The sequence below is a fragment of the Devosia sp. genome (assembly GCF_965229025.1).
In the GTDB taxonomy this organism is placed as follows: Bacteria; Pseudomonadota; Alphaproteobacteria; order Rhizobiales; family Devosiaceae; genus Devosia_A.
The window spans coordinates 2,126,327-2,148,121 of record NZ_OZ245853.1; the positions used below are offsets into that span (position 1 = coordinate 2,126,327).

The 21,795-nt window shown below is 62.7% G+C and carries 20 protein-coding genes; 11 read left to right on the forward strand and 9 right to left on the reverse strand.

The features are described 5' to 3' along the window. Positions 1 to 58: 58 nt before the first annotated feature. On the forward strand, positions 59 to 778 hold the full coding sequence (locus tag ACO06J_RS10500; protein WP_421760662.1) for an SDR family oxidoreductase: 720 nt from the start codon (positions 59 to 61) through the stop codon (positions 776 to 778). On the opposite strand, the gene ACO06J_RS10505 is transcribed toward ACO06J_RS10500, so the two are convergent. Then, positions 775 to 1,719 (reverse strand): AraC family transcriptional regulator, encoded by a 945-nt coding sequence (locus tag ACO06J_RS10505; protein WP_421760663.1) that lies wholly within the window; start codon positions 1,717 to 1,719, stop codon positions 775 to 777. The genes ACO06J_RS10500 and ACO06J_RS10505 overlap by 4 nt on opposite strands. Positions 1,720 to 1,805: 86 nt before the next feature. Next, on the reverse strand, positions 1,806 to 2,702 hold the full coding sequence (locus tag ACO06J_RS10510; RefSeq protein ID WP_421760664.1) for a LysR family transcriptional regulator: 897 nt from the start codon (positions 2,700 to 2,702) through the stop codon (positions 1,806 to 1,808). A 111-nt stretch (positions 2,703 to 2,813) separates the two neighbouring features. Here ACO06J_RS10510 and ACO06J_RS10515 point away from each other — a divergent pair, with 111 nt between their 5' ends. The 3 genes from ACO06J_RS10515 to ACO06J_RS10525 all read left to right on the forward strand — a co-directional run bounded on the left by ACO06J_RS10515 (position 2,814) and on the right by ACO06J_RS10525 (position 5,258). Further along, entirely contained in the window at positions 2,814 to 4,004 is a 1,191-nt protein-coding gene (locus ACO06J_RS10515) for an MFS transporter (protein ID WP_421760665.1), read from the forward strand. A 127-nt stretch (positions 4,005 to 4,131) separates the two neighbouring features. Then, on the forward strand, positions 4,132 to 4,476 hold the full coding sequence (locus ACO06J_RS10520; protein WP_421760666.1) for a cyclophilin-like fold protein: 345 nt from the start codon (positions 4,132 to 4,134) through the stop codon (positions 4,474 to 4,476). Between the two features lie 38 nt (positions 4,477 to 4,514). Further along, entirely contained in the window at positions 4,515 to 5,258 is a 744-nt protein-coding gene (locus tag ACO06J_RS10525; protein ID WP_421760667.1) for an SDR family oxidoreductase, read from the forward strand. Between the two features lie 16 nt (positions 5,259 to 5,274). On the opposite strand, the gene ACO06J_RS10530 is transcribed toward ACO06J_RS10525, so the two are convergent. Then, the gene (locus tag ACO06J_RS10530) at positions 5,275 to 5,769 is read right to left on the reverse strand and encodes a hypothetical protein (RefSeq protein ID WP_421760668.1); all 495 of its coding nucleotides are present in this window, start codon (positions 5,767 to 5,769) and stop codon (positions 5,275 to 5,277) included. 729 nt (positions 5,770 to 6,498) lie between these two features. Here ACO06J_RS10530 and ACO06J_RS10535 point away from each other — a divergent pair. Then, positions 6,499 to 8,247: a methyl-accepting chemotaxis protein gene (locus tag ACO06J_RS10535; RefSeq protein WP_421760669.1), complete on the forward strand. Its 1,749-nt coding sequence runs from the start codon at positions 6,499 to 6,501 to the stop codon at positions 8,245 to 8,247. A 66-nt stretch (positions 8,248 to 8,313) separates the two neighbouring features. On the opposite strand, the gene ACO06J_RS10540 is transcribed toward ACO06J_RS10535, so the two are convergent. Then, the gene (locus ACO06J_RS10540) at positions 8,314 to 10,560 is read right to left on the reverse strand and encodes a putative PEP-binding protein (protein WP_421762487.1); all 2,247 of its coding nucleotides are present in this window, start codon (positions 10,558 to 10,560) and stop codon (positions 8,314 to 8,316) included. A 102-nt stretch (positions 10,561 to 10,662) separates the two neighbouring features. Here ACO06J_RS10540 and ispH point away from each other — a divergent pair, with 102 nt between their 5' ends. Genes ispH through rnhA form a run of 3 tightly spaced genes read left to right on the forward strand, consistent with a single transcriptional unit; the run spans position 10,663 to position 12,616 of the window. Then, on the forward strand, positions 10,663 to 11,625 hold the full coding sequence (ispH, locus tag ACO06J_RS10545; RefSeq protein ID WP_421760670.1) for a 4-hydroxy-3-methylbut-2-enyl diphosphate reductase: 963 nt from the start codon (positions 10,663 to 10,665) through the stop codon (positions 11,623 to 11,625). Next, positions 11,622 to 12,146: a GNAT family N-acetyltransferase gene (locus ACO06J_RS10550; RefSeq protein ID WP_421760671.1), complete on the forward strand. Its 525-nt coding sequence runs from the start codon at positions 11,622 to 11,624 to the stop codon at positions 12,144 to 12,146. The genes ispH and ACO06J_RS10550 overlap by 4 nt, the downstream gene beginning before the upstream one ends. Next, positions 12,143 to 12,616 (forward strand): ribonuclease HI, encoded by a 474-nt coding sequence (gene rnhA, locus ACO06J_RS10555; RefSeq protein WP_421760672.1) that lies wholly within the window; start codon positions 12,143 to 12,145, stop codon positions 12,614 to 12,616. Before ACO06J_RS10550 ends, rnhA begins: the two co-directional genes overlap by 4 nt. Here the strand turns inward: rnhA and ACO06J_RS10560 are convergent. Next, on the reverse strand, positions 12,613 to 13,716 hold the full coding sequence (locus ACO06J_RS10560) for a GSU2403 family nucleotidyltransferase fold protein (RefSeq protein ID WP_421760673.1): 1,104 nt from the start codon (positions 13,714 to 13,716) through the stop codon (positions 12,613 to 12,615). The two genes, rnhA and ACO06J_RS10560, sit on opposite strands and share 4 nt — an antisense overlap. A gap of 184 nt (positions 13,717 to 13,900) precedes the next feature. Between ACO06J_RS10560 and ACO06J_RS10565 the strand changes: the two genes are divergently transcribed. After that, the gene (locus tag ACO06J_RS10565) at positions 13,901 to 14,227 is read left to right on the forward strand and encodes a hypothetical protein (RefSeq protein ID WP_421760674.1); all 327 of its coding nucleotides are present in this window, start codon (positions 13,901 to 13,903) and stop codon (positions 14,225 to 14,227) included. Here ACO06J_RS10565 and ACO06J_RS10570 read toward each other — a convergent pair whose 3' ends face one another. Further along, positions 14,228 to 14,962, reverse strand: coding sequence for a hypothetical protein (locus tag ACO06J_RS10570; RefSeq protein WP_421760675.1), 735 nt, complete (start codon positions 14,960 to 14,962; stop codon positions 14,228 to 14,230). A gap of 383 nt (positions 14,963 to 15,345) precedes the next feature. On the opposite strand from ACO06J_RS10570, the gene ACO06J_RS10575 reads away from it, so the two are divergent. Next, positions 15,346 to 16,101: a hypothetical protein gene (locus tag ACO06J_RS10575; RefSeq protein ID WP_421760676.1), complete on the forward strand. Its 756-nt coding sequence runs from the start codon at positions 15,346 to 15,348 to the stop codon at positions 16,099 to 16,101. 161 nt (positions 16,102 to 16,262) lie between these two features. On the opposite strand, the gene ACO06J_RS10580 is transcribed toward ACO06J_RS10575, so the two are convergent. After that, positions 16,263 to 17,207 carry a phosphotransferase family protein gene (locus ACO06J_RS10580; RefSeq protein ID WP_421760677.1) on the reverse strand — a complete coding sequence of 315 codons (945 nt, stop codon included), beginning with the start codon at positions 17,205 to 17,207 and terminating at the stop codon, positions 16,263 to 16,265. A 122-nt stretch (positions 17,208 to 17,329) separates the two neighbouring features. Continuing rightward, positions 17,330 to 18,253, reverse strand: a complete 924-nt coding sequence (locus tag ACO06J_RS10585) for a glycine--tRNA ligase subunit alpha (protein WP_421760678.1) — start codon at positions 18,251 to 18,253, stop codon at positions 17,330 to 17,332. 205 nt (positions 18,254 to 18,458) lie between these two features. Between ACO06J_RS10585 and ACO06J_RS10590 the strand changes: the two genes are divergently transcribed. Then, the gene (locus tag ACO06J_RS10590) at positions 18,459 to 21,119 is read left to right on the forward strand and encodes an EAL domain-containing protein (RefSeq protein WP_421760679.1); all 2,661 of its coding nucleotides are present in this window, start codon (positions 18,459 to 18,461) and stop codon (positions 21,117 to 21,119) included. A 12-nt stretch (positions 21,120 to 21,131) separates the two neighbouring features. Here the strand turns inward: ACO06J_RS10590 and ACO06J_RS10595 are convergent, their stop codons facing one another. After that, entirely contained in the window at positions 21,132 to 21,782 is a 651-nt protein-coding gene (locus tag ACO06J_RS10595) for a pyridoxamine 5'-phosphate oxidase family protein (protein WP_421760680.1), read from the reverse strand. Positions 21,783 to 21,795 lie beyond the last annotated feature (13 nt).

The following is a 21,795-nucleotide window of genomic DNA, read 5'->3' on the forward strand; positions in this document are numbered from 1 at the left end:
CCCAACCAGCGGCAAGCGCATGACGCGGCTGGCTGCATTGGTGCAAGGAGCGAATGTGATGTTGCGGGACAAGAAGGTCGTGGTTCTGGGCGGGTCGCGGGGGATTGGCCTGGCGGTGGCCGAACTGGCGGCTGCGGAAGGGGCCAAGCTCGTGGTGGTCGCCAGCCAGGCCGCCAGTGTAGCGACGGCGGTGGCTCGGCTGCCCAGTGGGACGGCCGGCTTCACGGTGGATTTGCGGTCACCGGACTCGATTGGAAAGCTGTTCGCTGACATTGGACCGTTTGACCATCTGGTCTACACGGCGGGCGAGCCAATCCCGTTTGGACCGCATGTGGCCGAACTCGATCTTGCCGCAGCGCGGGGCTATTTCGACGTACGGTTCTGGGGCGTCTTGCAGGCTGTGCAGGCGGCGAAACCATTCATTCTGCCAGGTGGCTCGATCGTTCTGACCGGTGGGACATCGGCACGCCGGCCACCCGCCGGCTTTGCCATCGGCGCCAGCATCAGCGGCGCGGTGGAGTCGCTGGGGCGGGCGCTGGCAATCGAACTCGCGCCGCTGCGCGTCAACGTGGTGGTGCCGGGAATGGTCACGACAGAGCTTTGGTCAGCGATCCCGCCGGCGGCGCGCGAACAGATGTTCGCCGATGTGGGGAGCAGGCTGCCCGTGGGCCGTGTCGGCACGCCAGCGGACCTCGCCGAAGCATATGTTTCGTTGCTGCGGAGCGACTATACGACGGGTCAGAGCGTGGTGGTGGATGGCGGGGCGACGCTGGTCTAGCGAGGCTGACCGGCGGCCCGGTGATCACTAGCGCGGACGCGATCGGCGAAGGTGGTGGGCGACAGGCCGGTGGTGCGGCTGAAGGCCGTGCTGAAGGCGCTGGTGGACTGAAAGCCGACGCGGAAGGCAATTTCGCCCACACTCAGGATGCCGGTGCGCAGATGGTCTTTCGCCAGCGCGATGCGCCAGCGCAAAAGGTAGGTGATGGGCCCCATGCCCATCACCGCGCGGAAGCGGTTTGCAAAGCCGGATCGCGACACAGCGCAGAGACGAGCCAATTGCTCCACCGTCCAATCGTGGACGATGTCTGCGTGCATGGCGGAGAGTGCTCGCCGCGTGATCGGATCGGCCAGGCCGGCGAGGAGGCCGGTCCCCCCATTTTGCGGCGAAGCGCCGGTGCCGCGCAGGACTTCAACGAGGATCAGTTCCATCAGGCGTTCGACGACGAACTGTTGGCCCGGCATCGGCGCGGAGGATTCCCCCTGGTTCATCTGCAGCAGGGCGCGAATGCGCGCGGAGGAGGTGTCACCGGCTGGGACGTGGACCAGGCTGGGCATCAACCCGGCCAGCAAATCCTCGTTCGCGGTGTCGAAAACGAACCGCCCACCGTGGAGCACCACCTCGGCACCGGTCCGCTGCCCCACACGAAACCGCGTGTCTTGCGAAGCGGCAACCAAGGCGTCGCTCGCCTCGGTCGCAGCGTCAGGCGCGGAGACGAGGGCGAAAGGGGACACCGTCCGGATCAGTACAAAATCGTTTGTCTGGAGGACAATTGGTTCGGCGTTGGGCCGCACCAGGTAGGCCATGCCGCGCTCGATCCAGCAGAAAAGCAGGTCGTCCCGCTGTTCGAACGACACGCCCCAACTGCCCGCCCCCTCAAGCCCGCCCCAAAGGGTGGCGTGCGGGCGCAGAAGGCGGATGAGGCTGAGGAACGGGTCCATGCCGATGGAATTAGGCTGGACCAGGGGTAAAGGCAAACGGGATTTCGATGATCAGAAGTCCAATCAGCTCGCATTGAGGCGGGAGTTCAGGCCGGGCGTTTGCTGAGGGCGTTGATGAGGATCTGGAAGGCGGGGGAGGTTTGGCGGCGGCTGGGGTAGTAGAGGTGATAGCCGGAAAACAGCGGGGACCAGTCCTCGAGGACCTGGATAAGGCGGCCGCTGGCGATGTGGGGGGTGACGAGGTTTTCGGGCAGGTAGGCGATGCCGTAGCCGTTGAGGGCAGCATCGATCTGGGCGGCCGAGGTGCTGAAGATGAGCTGGCCCTCGACACGTACCCGGAGCTCGCGGCCGGCCTTTTCGAATTCCCAGACGTAGAGGCCGCCCGAATGGAGATGGCGCTGGTTGATGCAGGTGTGCTCGACCAGTTGCTGGGGATGAACAGGGATGGGGCGGGTGGCGAAATAGGCGGGCGACGCGACGGCAACAAGGCGCCAATCGGGGCTGATGCGAACCGCGATCATGTCCTTGTCGATGCTCTCGCCCAGCCGGACGCCGGCATCGAAGCGGTCTTCGACGATGTTGCGAAAGCCGTTGTCGGTGTAGAGCTCGACGGTGATATCGGGATAATCGTGCAGCACATCGCGCAGCTTGGGCCAGACGACGGTATCGAGGGCGTGGTCGGAGAGCGTGATGCGGATGGTGCCCGACGGCTTGTCGCGCACTGCCATCAGGCTATCGATGTCGGTTTCGAGATCTTCGATGCGCGGGGCCAGTGCGCGCAGCAGGCGCTCACCGACTTCGGTGGGGGCGACGCTGCGGGTGGTGCGGGTAAGGAGGCGCAGGCCCATGCGGGCCTCGAGCTGCTTGATGGTGTGGCTGAGGGTGGATTGCGAGGTGCCAAGGCGGGCGGCCGCTTTGGTGAAGCTCCGGTCCTCTGCCACTGCCATGAACCAGAGCAGGTCGTTCAGATCTTCACGCTTCATGGGCACCTCCGGCGTGATTGATATCACAAACCGATAAGTGCTTGCCAATTATGGCGGCTAATCACTGGAGTGTTGATGGCGTAGCTTCTGGGCATGGAACAATACGCCCCCATGTCGGCATCGCCCGCCACACAAACCAAACTGACATCGGACCGCACCCAGTGGGGGGCGGTCATCTGCATGTCGCTGCTGACCTTCGTGCTGATTGCGTCGGAGTTCATGCCGGTGAGCCTATTGACCCCCATCGCGGGGGAGCTCGGTATCACCGAAGGCCAGGCGGGCCAGGCGATTGCGATCAGCGGGTTGTTTGCCATAGTCACCAGCCTGTTCGGGAATGCGCTGCTATCGGGGCTCGATCGAAGGACGGTGGTGCTGCTCTATTCAGGCGTGCTGATCGCCTCGGGCGTTATGGTGGCGCTGGCACCAGACTACTTGGTGTTCATGGCCGGGCGGGCGCTGGTGGGCGTGGCGATCGGCGGGTTCTGGTCGCTGTCGACGGCGATCCTGGCGCGGCTTGCAACCGAGGCCGATCTGCCCAAGGCGATGGCGATGCTGCAGGGTGGCACCGCGCTGGCGGCAGTGATTTCGGCGCCGCTGGGGAGCTTTCTCGGCGGGATGATCGGCTGGCGTGGCGCGTTTTTCTCGGTGGTACCGATCGGGGTCGCGGGGCTGCTCTGGCAACTGGTGGTGATCCCCAGGATGGCACCCGACCGGCATGTTTCGGTGTCGGCGATGCTGGGGCTGTTCCGGCGCCGTACCGTGGCACTCGGGATGGCCGCAACGGCGCTCGCCTTCATGGGGCAATTCGCCCTCTCCACCTATTTGCGGCCGTTCCTTGAAATGGTGACCGGACTTGATGTCGGGGCGTTGTCGCTGGTGCTGCTCGGCCTCGGGCTGGGGGGATTGGCCGGCACGCTGATCATCGGCTTTGTGCTGCGGGGGCATCTGAAGCTCGCGCTGGCCGGGCTGCCGGCGGTGCTGGCCGGGCTGGCCCTGCTGCTGGTACTCTTCGGGCACAGTGGGTGGGCGGTGGCCGCGATACTTGTGATATGGGGCATATTCACCACGCCGATCCCGGTGGCGTGGGGCACGTGGATGACGCGTGTCATTCCCGGCGAACTCGAAGCGGGGGGCGGTTTGCAGGTGGCGCTTGTGCAAGGCGCCATAACTGCGGGCGCCTTCCTGGGCGGGATGCTGTTCGATGCTGCCGGTTGGACTAGCACATTCCTGTTTTCAGCGGCGCTGCTGGCTGTCGCATCGTTGACGGCGCTTCTCGCCTCCTCAGATCGCGAGGGAGGTTGAAGTGGGCAGATCGGGTTTATCGGTCGGCCGCCGTACGGTGCTCCTGGGAGGACTGGGAGCGATGCTCGGCCCGGTACCAGCAGCCGCGCAACAGACGGCAGACCCCGCCGCTCAGGAACGAGGCGACATGAAAATTACCATGACATTCAATGGGCAGGTGCTGAGGGGCGAGCTCTACGACAACGCTTCGGCCCGGGATTTCTTCTCACTCCTGCCGCTCGAGATTGGCGTCGAGGACTATGCCGACAACGAGAAGATTGCCTATCTGCCGAAGACATTGAGCCTCGAGGGCAGCAGGCCGTTCAGCAAGGAGCGGCCCGGCGACATCTGCTACTACTCGCCCTGGGGCAATCTGGCGCTGTTTTACGCTGGATATCACTATTCGAAGGGCCTGATCCGGCTGGGGCGCTTTGACGATTTCGGGCCACTGCTGACACGCGGCACTTTCCCGCTGCGCATTGATGCCGTCTGAACGGCCCCATCCATCCCTGCCATCAAAAAGAGACAGAAATGATCAAGGACAAAGTCGTTATCATCACGGGCGCATCATCCGGGATTGGCGAAGCGACCGCCAAGCTTCTGGCTGGCCAGGGCGCCAAAGTTGTGCTTGGCGCCAGGCGGGCCGAGAGGCTCGCACAGATCGCTGCCGAAATCACAGCAGCAGGCGGTCAGGCAGCGTTCCGGGAGATGGACGTCACACTGCAATCTGACAATGACCAGATCGTGCAACTGGCTCACGACAGGTTTGGCGGCGTTGATGTGACCTTTCTCAACGCCGGGCTGATGCCGAACTCGATGCTCTCGGCGCTTAAAACCGACGACTGGCACCAGATGGTGGACGTCAATGTCAAGGGCGTGCTGAACGGAGTGGCCGCAGTGCTGCCGACGTTCATGCGACAAAAATCAGGGCAGATCATTGCGACGTCGTCAGTTGCGGGGCTCAAGGCCTATCCGGGTGGCGCGGTGTATGGCGGCACCAAGTGGTTTCTACGCGACTTCATGGAGGTGCTGAGGATGGAGTCGGCGATGGAGGGCACGAACATCCGTACGGCCAACATCTATCCGGCGGCGATCAACACCGAACTGCTCAGCACGATCCGGGATCCGGGGATCGCGCAGACTATGCAGGGACTTTACGACAAGTACGGCATCGCGCCGGAGCGCATCGCCAGTGTGGTCGCGTTCGCGATCGACCAGCCGGAAGATACGACCATCAATGAATTTACCGTGGGACCGGCCAACCAGCCTTGGTGAAGGCAGTGCCCAGCGTTCAACCGCAGCGATCGAGCACTTTACTGATGGCGGAGGCCGAGCCCTTGGCGCTGAAGGCGTTGCTGTCGAATACCTCGACATTGCCCTTGGCGTTCTTGTGCACATAGGCGACGCGGACGAGATGCCTGGTTTTCTGAGCAATGCGGGCCCATTGCTTTGCGACAGGGCCGCGGACGATCATTGACGTGCCGTCGCTATGGATGAGCGGCATATCCTGCGCAAAGCTGCTGCCGGGAGGGGCTGAGCCTTCGGTGCCGGCTGCGGGATCGGGGGTGATCGCGAGGTTCATCGATTGCGCGCCCGCTACCTGCCGATGCGGTGCGCGGACCCAGAAGCCGAGTGTCAGATCGCCGCCACGGCAGGCGAACTGCAATTGCGCGACGCCGTTGTCGGCATAGGCGATAGGCACGCCGCCATCCTCGTAGAACCACTCTTCGGCACTGGCTGCGGTGGGCAGGAGGAGGAGCAGGAAAACCGAAAAACGCCTGAACATGCACGTCCCTTTCACGAGGGCCGGAAAGTAGCGGAGAAGCGGCGCCGGTCGCAAGGCGTGCGGTGGTCATGTTTTTGTGCAGAGGAAATGGTGGGCAACCAGTACGCCGGCGCAGGTCACGATCTCTCCAGGTCAGGATCGAGCAGGCTGCCAGCGAAAACATGAGTGCAAGCATCATGAAGACGTCGAGCGTCGAGAATTCGGCGGGAGCTAGTTTCTGGACAGGATTTCTGGAACGGGCTGCTGTCAGCTGTTTGATCAGACCTCGCGTGACTCAGATGGAGGATGCGGTCTTGTCATCCCGGTTTCTCCATCTGTTCGCGATTTCTGACTTATTGCAGAACTCGGTAGCTCTCAGCCTCGCAACGCCGCGTTGATTTTGTTCCGCCGCAAGCACGACACTTTTGGATGCGAACCCACCAGACCGCGCCTCTTTCCAATTATTAATCGATTTCACTGTGACATTTTGTAATTCTACTGAGTTTTATTTATCATCCGACGCCAAAGTGGCAGTTTTCTCACAAATTGATAGCAGACTATCGGTTTCCTGTTGTTGCTTTCCTGCAGTTCTCTTCGGCTTCGCCTTCCCCGAAAGCGTTAACGGTTTCATTTCCATTGGGTGAAATACTTATCTGCATTGGCAACGGTCATTGGGGACCAAACTGAATGGCACTGGGATTTTTTTCATCTGCTGTCGCGAAATCGACGGCTTTTAAGGACCACGCGACGATGGAGGCATTCTCCAAGTCGCAGGCGATCATCGAGTTTGCGATGGATGGCACTATCCTGAACGCTAACTCCAACTTTTTGGAGACTCTGGGATACGAGCTGTCGGAGGTGATTGGACAACACCACCGCATGTTCGTCGAGCCGGGCTATGCCGGAAGCGCGGAGTATCGCGGCTTCTGGGAGCGCCTACGGAACGGCGCCTTCGATATTGCCGAGTACAAGCGCATCGGCAAGGGTGGCAAAGAGGTCTGGATCCAGGCGTCGTACAACCCGGTGATGGGACCTGACGGCAAGCCGATGGTGGTCGTGAAGATCGCCTCGGACGTGACGGCGCAGAAGCTGGCGTCAGCGGACGCCGCTGGACAATTGGCGGCGATTTCGAAGTCGCAGGCGGTGATCGAATTCAGCATGAATGGCGATATCCTCAACGCGAACGAGAATTTCTGCAAGGCGCTCGGCTACCAGCTCGACGAGATCAAGGGCCGGCATCACCGGATGTTTGTCGAGTCCAGCTACGCTGCCGGCAGCGAATATCGCGAATTCTGGGACCGGCTGGGCCGGGGAGAATACCAGGCGGCGGAATATCTGCGCATCGGCAAGGGCGGCAGGCAGGTCTGGATCCAAGCGTCGTATAACCCGATCTTCGATCTGAACGGCAAGCCATTCAAGGTGGTGAAGTACGCAACCGACATAACGGGCCGCAAGGCTGCGGTGAACATGCTGGGCGAAGGCCTGGCCAAGCTGGCCGAAGGCGACCTGACGACGCAGATCGACACGCACTTTGTTGGCGAGCTGGATGAGGTTCGTACGGCATTCAACGACACTGTCTCGCGGTTCTCCGGCATTGTCGGACAGATCCGGGGGACTTCGGGCGCGCTGAAGACCGCCACTGGCGAAATCCTCTCGGGTGCCAACGATCTCGCAGAACGCACCACCAAGCAGGCGGCGGCGATCGAAGAGACTTCGGCTGCGATGGAGCAGTTGAGCACAACGGTGATCGAGAACGCCAAGCGGGCCGAACAGGCGAGCGGCAAGGCACAGAATGTGTCCGATACCGCGGCGCAGACCGGCGAAGTGATGAAGAAATCCAACGAGGCGATGGAGCGGATCAGCTCTTCGTCGGCCAAGATTTCCAACATCATCGGGCTGATCGACGATATCGCGTTCCAGACCAACCTCCTCGCCCTCAACGCTTCAGTGGAAGCGGCGCGCGCGGGAGATGCGGGCAAGGGCTTTGCGGTGGTTGCCGTTGAAGTTCGGCGTTTGGCGCAATCGGCAGCCAGCGCCTCATCGGAGGTGAAGGCGCTGATCGAGCAATCGGCAACCGAGGTCACTGCCGGCAGCAAGCTGGTGGCCGAAGCCACCCAGAAGCTCACCGACATGCTGGGCTCGGTCAAGGAAAGTGCCGATCTGATCAAGGACATCTCGAGCGCCAGCCGCGAGCAGTCGAACGCAATTGCGGAAGTTTCGACGGCAATCCGGCAGATGGACGAGATGACCCAGCACAATGCAGCGCTGGTGGAAGAGACCAACGCGGCGATCGAGCAGACCGAAGGCCAAGCCAATGAGCTCGACCGGATCGTCGAGGTGTTCATTGTCGATGAGTCAAGCCGGGCGGCACCGGCTCCGGTGCGCGCTACAGCTCAGCCCTCCGGCATCAGGGCGCTGCAGGCCAAGGTGAAGACTGCGGCCAGATCTTACCTGACGCAGGGCAATGCGGCGGTCAGCAAGGACTGGAGCGAGTTCTAAGCTCGCCGGATACTAGCAAAGGTCCTCCTCTTGAGTGAGGGGGGCCTTTTTGTTTTTGCCCCTACCCTATTGTGCGAGTGTCAGCCTTGCCGCGGGGACGCGGTAGGGGGAGCAGCTGACGTAGTCGATATCGAGTTCGGCAAAGAAGCGCAGCGAGGCGGGATCGCCGGCGTGTTCGCCGCAAATGCCGATCTTGAGGCCGGGATTGGCGCGCTTGCCGCGTTCGATGGCGATGGAGATCAGCTCGCCCACGCCCTTCTGGTCGAGCGTAACGAAGGGATCGAAATCGTAAAGGCCCTTGCGCTGGTAGGCGGAGAGGAAGGCCGGGGCATCGTCGCGGGAGATACCGTAGGTGGTCTGGGTCAAATCGTTGGTGCCGAAGGAGAAAAAGTCGACGTGTTCGGCGATTTCGGCGGCGCGGAGGGCGGCGCGCGGCAGCTCGATCATGGTGCCGAAGGAGAAGCGTTCGCGCGCTTCGGGTGGCAGGCCCGCTTCGTCGATGATGGCATAGACCTGCTTTTTGACCTCGACGACTTCCGAGACGGTGGACACGAACGGCACCATGACCTCGAGGGTGACCGGTTCGGCCTGCTTGGCCGATGCGGCGCGGACACCGGCGGCCAGCGCCTCGATCTGCATTTTGAGGATTTCGGGATAGGTGATGGCGAGGCGGACGCCGCGGTGGCCGAGCATGGGGTTGGTTTCGGCGATGCGATCGAGCCGGATCTTCAGCGCACGGACGGCGAGGCCAAGGGAATTGGCGGTCTCCTCGATATCCTCGTCGGTGCGCGGCAGGAATTCGTGGAGCGGCGGATCAAAGAGGCGGACGGTGACCGGGCGGCCGCGCATGGCAGTGAAGATCTGCGAATAATCGCCGGTCTGGAAATCGACGAGGCCGGTGAGCGCCTTGGAGCGGTCGTCGGCATCCTCCGAGAGGATCAGTCGTCGGAGCGCGACCATGCGTTCGCGGGAAAAGAACATGTGTTCGGAGCGCGCTAGGCCGATGCCTTCGGCGCCGAAGCTTAGCGCGGTGGTGACGGCCTCGACAGTTTCGGCATTGGCGCGGACAGCGACCTTGCGCGAGGCGTCGGACCAGCCCAAGAGCGTGCCCATGGCGCCGCCGATATGGGGCTGGGCAAGCGGCAGCGCGCCGAGATAGACCGCGCCATCCGAACCATCGATGGTGATGCGGTCGCCTTGGCGGAACTCCTTGTCGCCAATGCGGCAGGTCATTTCGGTGAGGTTGACGCTGAGGGTGCGGACGCCGGCGACGCAGGGCTTGCCGGTGATACGGGCGATGACGGCGGCGTGGCTGGTCATGCCGCCGCGCGCGGTGAGAATGCCGGTCGCGGCTTTCATCCCCTCGATATCGGCGGGGCCGGTTTCGGTGACGACGAGGATGCAATGGCGGCTGCGCGCCTTCATCCGCGCCGCATCCTCGGGCGTAAAGACGATGACGCCGCTGGCGGCGCCGGGGGAGACGCCGAGACCCGAGGCGATGACGGCGGTGGCTTCGGTTGCGCGGAGGCGCGGATGGAGCATCTGCTGCAGGCGGGTGGGATCAATGTGACTGACAGCCTCGCGCTGCGTCCAGGTGCGGCGGGCGACGCGATCGACGGCGGCTTCGAGCTCGGCGGCGGCAGCTGCCTGGGTGGGGCGGGACGAGAGCAGCGAGACGCTGTCGCCATGAACAGCCACAAGGCAGGTGAGGTGCTGGCCGGCGATGCGATCGAGCGATTCGACGAGATCGCGCGCGGCGCGGGGGAGCGGGCCGAAGGGCGCGCCATTGGCGGCGGCGGGGCCCATTTCGCCGGTCTGGGCGTCACGGCTCAGCAGCAGGCGCAACTCGCCTTCAGCCATCGCCTGGACGATGACGATCTGCCGGTCGGGATCGGCGGCATTGGTAGGGTAGGACTCGAACGCATCGGTGATGGCGCGGCCGAGGGGGCGGGCCGGATCGACCGATTCGGCCTCGTTGGCCGGTGGCGGCAGGCCAACGCGGGCGGACATGAGGCCGGAACTGTGCACGGCGCCGGAGGTGCGCACGACGAGCGAGGGTGTGGTGTTGTCGCGCCCGACGAGACGGAACAGCGTCGCCACCCAATGGACGCGGAGGCGCTCGCCCTGCATGCGCCGTTCGGCCTGCAATGCCTGCCAGGCGGCGCGGGTGATGGCGATGGTGGGGGTGGTGGGCAGGCCTGCCGACCAGGCGCGATAGAGCCAGCTGGCCTTGCCGACGAGCAGGCTTTCCTGGCTCAGGTAAAGGTTCGCCTTGCCCGTTGCCGGGGCGATTGCGAACATTTCGAGAGCCATGGTCACGGCGATACCTATGAGGCTTGGAACGGGCATATTGCCGGGCGTGCGGGGTGGCCGCAACACTTGACTTCAGGGGGTATTGAACGCATTTGCTGTGCGATGCAAACACGGCCACACCTTGACATAACGCTCTGTGCGCCACGCGGATTTTGCGCAGGCGTCGACCGGGCCATCCAGATCGTGGAGCTGGCGCTCGAAAAGTATGGCGCGCCGGTCTATGTGCGGCACGCGATCGTGCATAACAAGTATGTGGTTGAGGGCCTGCGCCAGAAGGGCGCGGTGTTTGTGGAAGAGCTCGACGAGATCCCCGCGACGGGCGCGCCGGTGGTGTTTTCGGCCCATGGCGTGCCCAAGAGCGTGCCGGCGGATGCGCGCGCGCGGCAGATGTTTTTCCTCGATGCCACCTGCCCGCTGGTCTCCAAGGTGCATATCGAGGCGCAGCGCCAGCACAACGAGGGCCGCGAGATCATCCTGATCGGCCATGCCGGGCATGTGGAAGTGATCGGCACGATGGGGCAACTGCCCGAGGGCGCGATCACGCTGGTGCAGACTGTGGCGGATGCGGAAGCTTTCGAGCCTCGCGACCCGGAAAAGCTGGCCTATGTGACGCAGACGACGCTGAGCGTCGATGACACGAGCGCCATGGTGGAGGTGCTGCGGCGGCGGTTCCCGGCGATCGCGCTTCCGCACAAGGAAGACATCTGCTACGCGACGACCAACCGGCAAGAAGCGGTCAAGCGCGTGGCCCCGAACGTTGACGCCATGATTGTGGTGGGTGCGCCGGAATCATCGAACTCGGTGCGGCTGGTGGAAGTGGCGCAGCGCAACGGCTGCCCGCGCGCCATGCTGGTGGAGCGGGCCGACCGGATCGACTGGACGGCGTTCGAAGGGATCGCGCGGCTGGGGATCACCGCCGGGGCTTCTGCGCCGGAAAAGCTGGTGGACGAGGTGATCGAGGCGTTTGCGCAGCGCTTCGAGATTGCGGTGCGGGCGAGCGGCGAGCAGCGCGAGGCGATTGTGTTCAACCTGCCGCGCGAACTGAGGGCACAGCCGACCCTATGAGTGACCTCGACCTGATTGAAACCGACCGGCTGGTGCTGAGCGGGTGGCGGGCTGACCAGATCGGCGATCTGGTGCGGCTGCATGGCGACCCGGTGGTGGCACGGCTGCTGACGGCGCATGGCCGGCCATGGACGCGCGAGGAGATGGACAAGGCGCTGGCGCACTGGATCGAACTCTTCGAAACGCGGCAGCTGGGCAAGCTCCGCGTGCGACGCAAGTCCGATGGGGTGCTGGTGGGGCGGGCCGGGTTCGGCATTTACGCGCCGACGGGCGAGGCCGAGATCGGCTATTCGCTCTACCCTGAGTATTGGGGGAACGGCTACGCGTTCGAGGCAGCATCGGGGCTGCGCGACTGGTATTTCAAGGCCAAGACCGAGGACCATTTTATCGGGCTGGCTGATGTGCGCAACGACGCTTCGATCAAGGTGCTCGAGCGGATCGGCATGACGCGGACCCATGTGGGGATGGCCCCGGGGGAGCAGCTCTGCCAGTTCTTCCTCTACAACCGGCCGGCCGCATGAGCGCGGTGGTGATCCATACCGATGGCGCGTGTTCGGGTAACCCCGGGCCGGGCGGCTGGGGCGCGGTGCTGCAATATGGCGACACCATCAAGGAGTTGAAGGGCGGCGCGCCGCTGACCACCAACAACCAGATGGAGCTGACGGCGGCGATCGAAGCGCTGACAGCGCTGAAGCGGCCCTGCCAGATCGAGCTCCACACCGACAGCAATTACGTCAAGGACGGGCTGACCAAGTGGATCCACGGCTGGAAGAAGAACGGCTGGAAGACCGCTGACAAGAAACCGGTCAAGAACGTGGAACTGTGGCAGGCGCTCGACGCTGCCGTGGGGCGCCACACGATCAACTGGCACTGGGTCAAGGGCCACAATGGCGACGAAATGAACGAGCGCGCAGACCAGCTGGCCAATGAAGGCATGGAGCCGTTCAAGAAGCGGCGTGGGCGGGCTGACGAGCTGATGCCGCCGGTTTAGGGGGTGGACAATTCGTATTTGGCCGGGTCTGCCCCGAGCCTGACGACGCCATCGGCCAGAACCTTTCGAACGGCCTCCGCGGGACCCAGCATATTGATGCCGTCACGCAGCGCGTCGCGCCAGTGCGGGCCACGATCCCATGCCTCCATGAAGGCATCGGCAAGTGCAGGCACTGTGTGCTGCGCCACCATTGTGTGTATCAACTTGTGCGCTTGAGCCAAATCCTTGCGGGATTTCGCCATGCCATCGTCATCGGCCAAACGGCGGCTGGCCACGATAAGCTTATGGATTGCATAGCGTTCTGGTGCGGGAACGAGGACAGGAACGCCAGCGCCATGCAGCACCACGGCGCGCACCGGCTGGTGGATCAGGAAATCAAGGAAACGCAGCGGTTGAGCCGCCGTATCGCCAAGCGCAGGCATACGCGCAGGCTTGTCGGAATAGTCGTTGGAGCTTGTGTTCGGGGTGAGGAACTCGACTTTGTAGCCTGTACGGGTCACGTATTGCGTCGTGAAGCGGCCATCCGCCCGGTGAGGAACTTCTCGAAAAGTCGGATCGACATTCCGCAACAACTCGAGGATAGGCGGCATGCTGTCGTCCACCGCGTTGGCGATCGAGTGAAACAACGCGAAGTCGACGTCACCGGTCTGCATGGTGCCACTGAATATTCGAACGCCCAGCAGAGCCGCATAACTTTGGAAGGCGACGGTGCCTACGAGCACCCCGCGCATACGGAAGAAGCCGGCCTGCGCCAACGCGTCTATAACCTCTCCGGTCACAGGGTCTGGGCGCGGCAGGTAGGCTTCCCGTACCAGGGTCGCCACCAGTCGCATCCTCGCCCGATAGTCCGCCTTCAAGTCCTTAAATGTGGCGACACGGCGATTGATCTCCTCGTCGTCCACCGGACCCACATAGATCCGGCGCTTGCTGCCGGGCTTGCCGTCCCGCTTGGCGGTGTCGAAGTACCAGTAGCGACGCCCCCGGCTCTCCATGCTGATGAAACGCCCATCCAGCGAAAACTCCGAGGTGAACGAGGCATCGAGGCTGCGCTGTGCGAGCTCGGAATAGAGGACCTGATAAGAGAGATCGACAGCGCTCATAATTGCTATTACCAGTTTCGCGAAAATGGTAATAGCACAGCTTCACAGACACCGCTATTACCATTTTCGCAAAAATGGTAATAGCGCCCGGGCCCGCCGCTATAAGCAAATTGCGACCAGCTTATAACTCAGCCATCCCGCCCTTGTGAGTTGCGCAGGGCTGGGCTCACCAGCAGGATGGGGCATGCGTTTGCTCCTAGCTGCCGTTGCCGTCACCCTCGTCGCCTCCCCTGCCCTGGCGCAGTTTCCGCCGCCGGGGGTTTATGCGTGCGTGGATGGTGCGGGGGCGGCTTTGGGGGAGTTGAGCCTGTTTGTGGCGGGCGACTATGCGCTTGCGCGGACTGATGGCAGCAGCGGCAAGGGCCAGGTGGCTTCGGCGGGGACGGACGTCAATCCCCTGAGCGGGCCGCTCAAGGAAATGGGGCTGACTGGCGTGTTCGGCACCGATGAGGCGGGGAACACGGTGTTCCGGTTTGTGGGCGCGGATGGGGTGGTAGTGGAGTGCAGGTAGTCACCGGGATGTAGGTGAGCCACCGACCAGGCGCCAGTTGAATTGAGCTACCTGTATCTCCGCGCGCGGATCCAGAGGGCTTTTGCCGTAGTCAATTTCAAGATTAGGTCTTGGATCAGTAGTCCAAGGTAGAACCGTTGTGATCCGATGCAGAACGTCGTCAGTCGTCGTCGAAACACTTCCAGATACGAAGCGAATGTCATGTACGTTGTCAGATGGGTCGATGTAGATGCCCTTCGGCACCGTTCTGTCGGGGAATAGCACTAACGCTGGCAGCAAGCTTTTCTCCAATTCGCACTGACCTTGAAAGGCCTCTATCTTGGCGAGCCAGGCATCTCCGGACTTATCGCTGAACGTGCGCGGCAGCCGGCAGCTATCCAGGAAAAGGCTATTTAGCGAACCCATTTGGGTCGTGGTCCTAACCGTACTCGCCAGAACGGAGCCATCCGGGAGGTCGATCACAATGCCTTCGGCATCGAAGTATTGTTCGACAAAGGCGTAACGCACTTTTTTGAGGCTGTTGGTCTGCGCGGTGAAGCGACCGATGAAGACGCCGCTGCCGGTGACGGTCTTGCCAGCGACGTCGAAGGTCATTTCGATCTTGTAGCGCTTGGTGACCGAATTCTGGTCGATTGTACCGCCGCCCGGCACGAGGCCGCCCAGAAGCATCCAGACGCCCCAACCAACGAACAGAACAACGATAGCGGCAGTCCCGAGGAGGATTCGGCCAACCATTTGCACTCCAGCAGTATTGTTTTCATCGGTAATTATCTAAGTTGCGCACATCATTGATAAGAAGCTGTTGCAGCTCGGACTTTATTTGCCTGGTTTTCGTACTGCGCATTTGGATCACACCTACCGCATTCGTGCAGTAGGGATGACGACCTAAGGCTGAACCGTCTCACACGCCCCTCTCGTCCACCAAGCGCGTCACTGCGATCAGGTCGGGCTTGTGCCAACTCGCTTCGGTCTCTGGAAGCGGCAGCTTAGCGACTGTCGTCAAATATTCTTGTCGGGCCCCTTTTCTCTCGCACCAGCTCTCTGCAATAGTGCTGCCTGGGTCGTTTTCTAGATTATCGCACAGATACTTATCACCATTGGCCGGAGGGCGCCTGACTGTGGGCATCGACATCTTTTTGCATTCAATTCGACTGGTTACGCGGCACTTTGGCGAGGCCTTGAGGATATCGGGGGTCTTGTACCTGGCGGCGTTTTTGGTGAGCTGGTTCTTGCAGTTGACGACTACGGGCGCTGAACGGGAGCCTCTCACGATCTTGGTCGCGATTGTCACTGTTCTGGTATTGGCACTCGGATGGATGTGGGTAGCGGTGGCTTGGCATCGATTCATCCTGCTCCAAGAGGGGGCCAATGGCTTTATTCCCAAGTTTCTCGGTGACCGCCTGCTCGCCTATCTCGGCAACTCGTTCCTGCTCTTCATCGTCATGTTTCTTGCCGCAATGGTCGTTGGCCTGGCCATGGTCTTGGTCACGCTTGCCGCGGGGGCCGCGCCGGCGCTGGCCATTGCACTCATGGGGTTGATTGTCTTCGTCATGCTCATCCTCAACTACCGACTTGCCTTGGTTCTGCCGGCGGCAGCGATCGGGAAGCAACTGCGGCTCGGAGAAGCGTGGGGCGCGACCAAGAATGCCACCGGGGCCATTGTGGTACTGGCATTGGTTTCAACGATTTCTTCGCTCGTGCTCGACCTGCCGCTGTTTCTGCTGCTCGGTATGGACCTAGTGAGTGTCATTGTCCGGGGGCTCTGGCAGCTTGCTACGGGCTGGATCAAGCTGATGGTGGGGGTGAGCATCCTGACGACGCTTTATGGGCACTTCATCGAAGGGCGGCCGGTTTCGGACGACGCGATTTCGTAGCGACAGTTGGGGCAATCACGCAGGTTTGGGGCAGTTGGACTGGCGGGCCGGGGATGAGTTGCAAGCAAGGGCCGGTATCGTTGCCTAAGCCGCAAAGGCCCCCTCACCCGGCGCTGCGCGCCGACCTCTCCCCCAAAGGGAGAGGTGAAGATGCTATCGCCTCAGACCTCGGCTTCGTCAGCCATCTGCGTCAATGCATCGATCAGGTCGTGGTGCTCCCCATCAGGGATGATGCCGACGTGGCGGAGCCACCACCACATTACGAGGCGGTGGTGGAGGGTGTAGAACCACAGCGCGCCTTCGGGATCGGGGTGGTCGATGGGGCCGTAGCCTTCGAGGATGAAGGGCGAGGAGCCGGGTAGTTCGTGTTCGGTGTTGAACAGGTTCTTGGCGAGATCGGAAACCGCATCGCCGGCGCGGGCGTTGCCGAAGTCGATGAGACCGGTGAGGAGCAGGCGGCCGCTGGCATCGCGCTGAGCCAGCACGTTGTTGGGGTTCAGGTCGTCATGCGCAAAGACCGGCCCGCGGCTCCAGGTCATAGCGTCGAAGCGATCGGCCACGATGGCTTCGAGACGCGCCGCGAGGGCCTCGCCGCCGCCGAAATTCCGGAACTGCGCGAAGTGATAGGCGAAGCCGCTGCGCATGAGTTCGGCATTGGTCTGTTTGCCGTCAATGACGCCATCGGGACCGAACTGACCGTAGGCGGGGGCTGGCACGGCGTGGAGCTTGCGCAGCAGCGCGCCCATTTGGCGGTAGAGATCGGCAATATCGGGCTCGTCACGCAGTGACTTCACGGTTGCGCCGGGAAGATAGTTGGTGATGGCGAAGGGGTATGGCAGGCGGGTCAGGCTCTCGTCCTGCAGGAGGTAGCGCGTGATCGGCAGGTCGAGCTTTGCCAGCAGCCGCTCGGCGTAGGTCTCCCCCGCGACGACGTAGTGGTGCTTGTAGTGCTCGTCGTATTGCTTGAGCACGACGCCGGTGCCGTCAGCCAAATCGATGCGGAAGACGCGGTTGGTGCCGTCCTTGATGTCGGTGATGACGATGGGCGCGGCGAGGCCGAGATCGGTGAGAATGGGGTGCAGGGCGGAGAGGGTGGGCTGGTGCATTTGGTTCACCCCATTAGGAGGAAGGAAGGCCCCCTCACCCTAGTTTCGCTAAGTCGCTGTCGCTCCTAAGCTACACTTGCCCTCTCCCCGGAGGGGCGAGGGGACGACAGCAGCTGAGACGCCTATTCCGCCCCACCACCAGCCGTCTGGAGCCAGGCTTCGCCGCAGGCTTTGGCGAGGTCGCGGATGCGGAGGATGTAGCTTTGGCGTTCCTGCACCGAGATGACACCGCGCGCATCGAGGAGGTTGAAGTTGTGGCTGGCCTTGACGACCTGCTCGTAGGCCGGGACGGCGAGGGTCTGGCGGTTGTCGACGGCGCCTTTCTTCAACAGCGCCTTGCACTCGGCTTCGGCATCGGCGAAGTGGCGGAACAGCATGTCGGTGTCGGCGGCCTCGAAATTGTACTTCGAGAACTCCTGCTCGTTCTGCAGGAAGATATCGCCATAGGTGACCTTCTCGTCGCCCTCGCGGCCGTTGAAGTTGAGGTCGTAGACGTTCTCGACGCCCTGCACATACATGGCGAGGCGCTCGAGGCCGTAGGTGATCTCACCGGGGACGGGCTTGGTTTCGAAACCGGCGACCTGCTGGAAATAGGTGAACTGGCTGACTTCCATGCCGTCGCACCAGCACTCCCAGCCCAGGCCCCAGGCGCCGAGTGTCGGGCTCTCCCAGTCGTCTTCGACAAAGCGGATGTCGTGGAGCGATGAATCGAGACCGATGACGGCGAGGCTATCGAGATAGAGCTGCTGGATGTTGTCGGGCGAGGGCTTCAGGATCACCTGAAACTGGTAGTAGTGCTGCAGCCGGTTGGGGTTTTCGCCGTAGCGACCATCCTTGGGGCGGCGCGAGGGCTGCACATAGGCGGCTTTCCAGGGCTTGGGGCCCAGGGCGCGGAGCGTTGTCGCGGTGTGGAAGGTGCCCGCGCCCATCTGCATGTCGTAGGGCTGGAGGATGACACAACCCTGCTCCGCCCAGTAGTTCTGCAGCGTGAGGATGAGACCCTGGAAGGAATTCTTCGGGTCCATGTGAGCGGGGCGATCGGTCATGGGTAGGCGTTCCGGCGTTGGAATGGCGCGCGGAACCTAGTGGCAGCAGGCGGACGGGTCAATTGTGCTCGTCAATCTGGGTTGGGAGCGTCGTTGCGCGGCGGTTTACCGGCACGTTCACGGATTTTTCGCCATCGGGCTTATGGGTTTCGCCAGTTTTGCGGTGCAAAGTCGGCTGCTAACCCGTCTCCAACGTGTGAGCTGGATGCATTCCGTTCGACGCCTTGTAGCGCTTTGTTGCTTTAGTGCCGGCCTGATCGCGTTCTGGCTGGTGCGCAACGCGTTGGCTGGCGATGCGGCGGGGCTTGGCCTGCTCGCAGCGGTTGCCCAGATGGGCGGACCCGCGCTGGCGGTGGTGTGTTCGGTGCTCGCGGCAAGGGGCAGCACGGGCACGGACCGCCTGGCATGGCGCTATTTCACGATCGGGTCAGCGCTCTACCTGTTGGGCAATATTGGCTATGTCGCGCTACTCTTGAGCGGCGTGGAGGTGGCTTTTCCCTCCATCCCCGAGGCAGCCTATTTCGCGATGGCGGGAGCGTTTGCGCTTGGAATCTTCCAGTATGCGCGGCTGGGCCAGCGCATCGGCCGGGTGCAACTCTATAATTTCGTGCTGATCTTCGCGGCGGTGGCGCTCGCGAGCCTGTTTGCGCTCAGCGACCACCTGTCGAGTTCGGTGCTGACGCCGTTTGGGACGGCGGTGGCGTTCCTCTATCCCGCGCTGTGGTTCAGCGTGGCGGCATTCGCCATGATCTCGATGTTCGTCTACGGCCACCGCAGCCGGTCCTGGCCGTTCATCCTGCTGATTGGGGCCGTGCTGACTGAATCGGGGGCCGACCTGATCTATGCTCAGGAACTGGTGAGCGGGACGTTCACCGTTGGCGGGATGAGCCAGTTGCTCTGGGTCGCATCGGCAGGACTGATCGTCTGGGCGGCGCTGGAGCAGATTTGGCTGAAGCGGGCCGGAGGCGCGAGCGCAGGGGCCGACCTGCCGCACAGTGACCGCAGCCTAGCGCAAGCAACAGTACCGGCGCTCGCGATTGCCATCGTACTGATCGCGGGGAGCTTGAGCGGTGCGCTTGGCCAGGGGCCGCTGATGTGGTTTTCGGCCGGACTGGCGCTGGTCTTTGCCGCTGTCGTAGGGCTGCGCGAGCACTGGATGATCCATGTGCAAAAGCAGTTGCGCGGCGCGATCGGGCGGAGCCGGAGCGAGCTGATGGCGACACAGGACCGGCTGTCATCGGTGATCGAGAGCACTTCGGACAGCATTCTGGTGCTCGATCGCGACTGGAAGGTGGTGTTTTTCAACCAGAATGCGGCGCACACCATCAACAAGGCCGACCTGCTGCACATGGGGATAAGCGTCTGGGAGCTGTTCCCGGCGGCAGAGACTTCGGGTGAGGGTGATCACTACAAGCGGGCCGTGGCGACGGGCGAGGCGGCGGAGTTCGAGATCTTTGTCCAGGACCGAGGGGTCTGGCTGGGCATTCACGCCTACCCCACTACCGAGGGGCTCTCGATCTTTTTCCGCGATATCAGCGAAGAGCGCCGCATCCGGGACGAGTTCGCTCACATGGCGCACCACGATGCGCTGACTGGGCTCGACAACCGGCTGCTGTTCCAGACTCGACTGCAGCAGGAACTGGGCAAGGGTCATCAGGTCGCGGTGCTGATGCTCGATCTCGATCACTTCAAGGAGGTGAACGATACGCTGGGCCACCAGGTGGGCGACGCGGTGCTAACGGGCACGGCAGACCGCCTCGGCGCTTCAGCAAGGAATGCCCGGAGCGTGGCGCGGCTGGGCGGCGACGAGTTTGCGGTCGTGATTGCCGACTATGGCAGCGTCTCGGACGTTCGCGGAATGGCACGTGACATCCTCGCAGCGACGCGTGCGCCGCATCAGATCGACGGCCAGGCGGTGCTGGTAGGTGGCAGCATCGGGATTGCGCTATCGGAGGATTCTGGCGGCGATGCCGACCGGATCATGAAGCAGGCCGACCTCGCGCTCTATGCGGCCAAATCGGAAGCGCGCGGCGGGCTTTGCGTGTTTGAGCCCAAGATGGAAGCGGGGCTGATCGAGCGTCAGCAACTGCGTGCAGACCTGCGGCTGGGGCTGGAACGCGGGGAGTTCGAGCTGGTTTATCAGCCGATTCTTGAGCTCAAGACCGAGCGCATCTGCAGCTTTGAGGCGCTGTTGCGCTGGCGGCATCCGCGGTTGGGCATGGTGTCGCCCGCCGGATTCATCGATCTGGCTGAAGAGAGCGGGCTGATTGTGCCGATTGGCGAGTGGGTACTGAAGACGGCATGCGTCGAGGCAGCGAAGTGGCCTGAGCAGGTCTCGGTGGCGGTGAACCTTTCCACCCGGCAGTTTGCCGATAGCGGGCTGACGGAGATGATCGAGCAGGCGCTGGGCGGAATGTCGCCGACGCGGCTCGAAATCGAGATCACCGAGTCGGTGCTGCTGAAGGACAGCCGGGCGAACCTGTTGACGCTGCGCAAGCTGCGCAGCCTCGGCATTCGACTGGCGCTGGATGATTTTGGCACCGGCTATTCATCACTGGGCTATCTGCAGCGGTTCCCCTTCAACAAGCTCAAGATCGACCGCAGCTTCATCAGCGGGCTGCCGGCGAGCGAGGAAGGCCAGGCGATCGTACGCTCGGTAATCGGGCTCGGCCAATCGCTTGGGCTGCGGGTGACGGCAGAGGGCGTCGAGACGCAGGCGCAGTATGACTGGGTCAGGCAGGGCTGCGATGAAGCGCAGGGCTATCTGATCAGCAAGCCGGTGACGGCGGACGATATCCCTGCCCTGTTCCAGCGGATCGGGGTGATGGACGCGGTGGCACCAAGCCATGAGCGTCGCGCCGTTTAGGGTACCGCCGGGTCAGTACATCGACTTGTCGTAATCGACTTCCAGCTGCGCATCGATCTTCTGCATCTCGGCATCGTCCGCTGGGGCGCCGGTGGTTTGATCGAGGATGATCTTGGAGAGCGACGGCATCTGGCGGCGATCCTGGAAATGCACGGGGCTCCAGAGGTGTGAGCGCCGGAAGGCCTTGGCGCAGTGCATAAAAACCTCTTCCACCTTGATCACGATAGCCAGCTTGGGGACGCGATCGTTGACGATCATGGTCTCGAGCAGGGCCGGATCCGTCACGAGGCTGGCCTGCCCATTCACCCGCAGGGTGTCGTCGAAGCCGGGGATGATGAACAGCAGGCCGACGGTCGGGTTGGCGATGATGTTGGCGAGGCTGTCGAGCCGGTTGTTGCCGGGGCGGTCGGGGATCGCGAGAGTTCTGGAGTCGAGGATTTTTACGAAGCCAGCCGGGTCGCCACGGGGGCTGACATCGGCCCGGCCATCGGCGTTCTGCGTGCCGAGACAGAGGAAGGGCGAGCGCTGGATGAAGGCCTGGGCGTGGTGGTCGAGCGCGTTCTGGCACTTGTTGATGGCGAGGGCGGTTTGCGCTGGGAACAGGCTCCGAAGAGCCGCTTCATCGGCGATCTTGAAATCCGGATTTACTTTGAATTCAGTCACTTAGCGCGCCCTC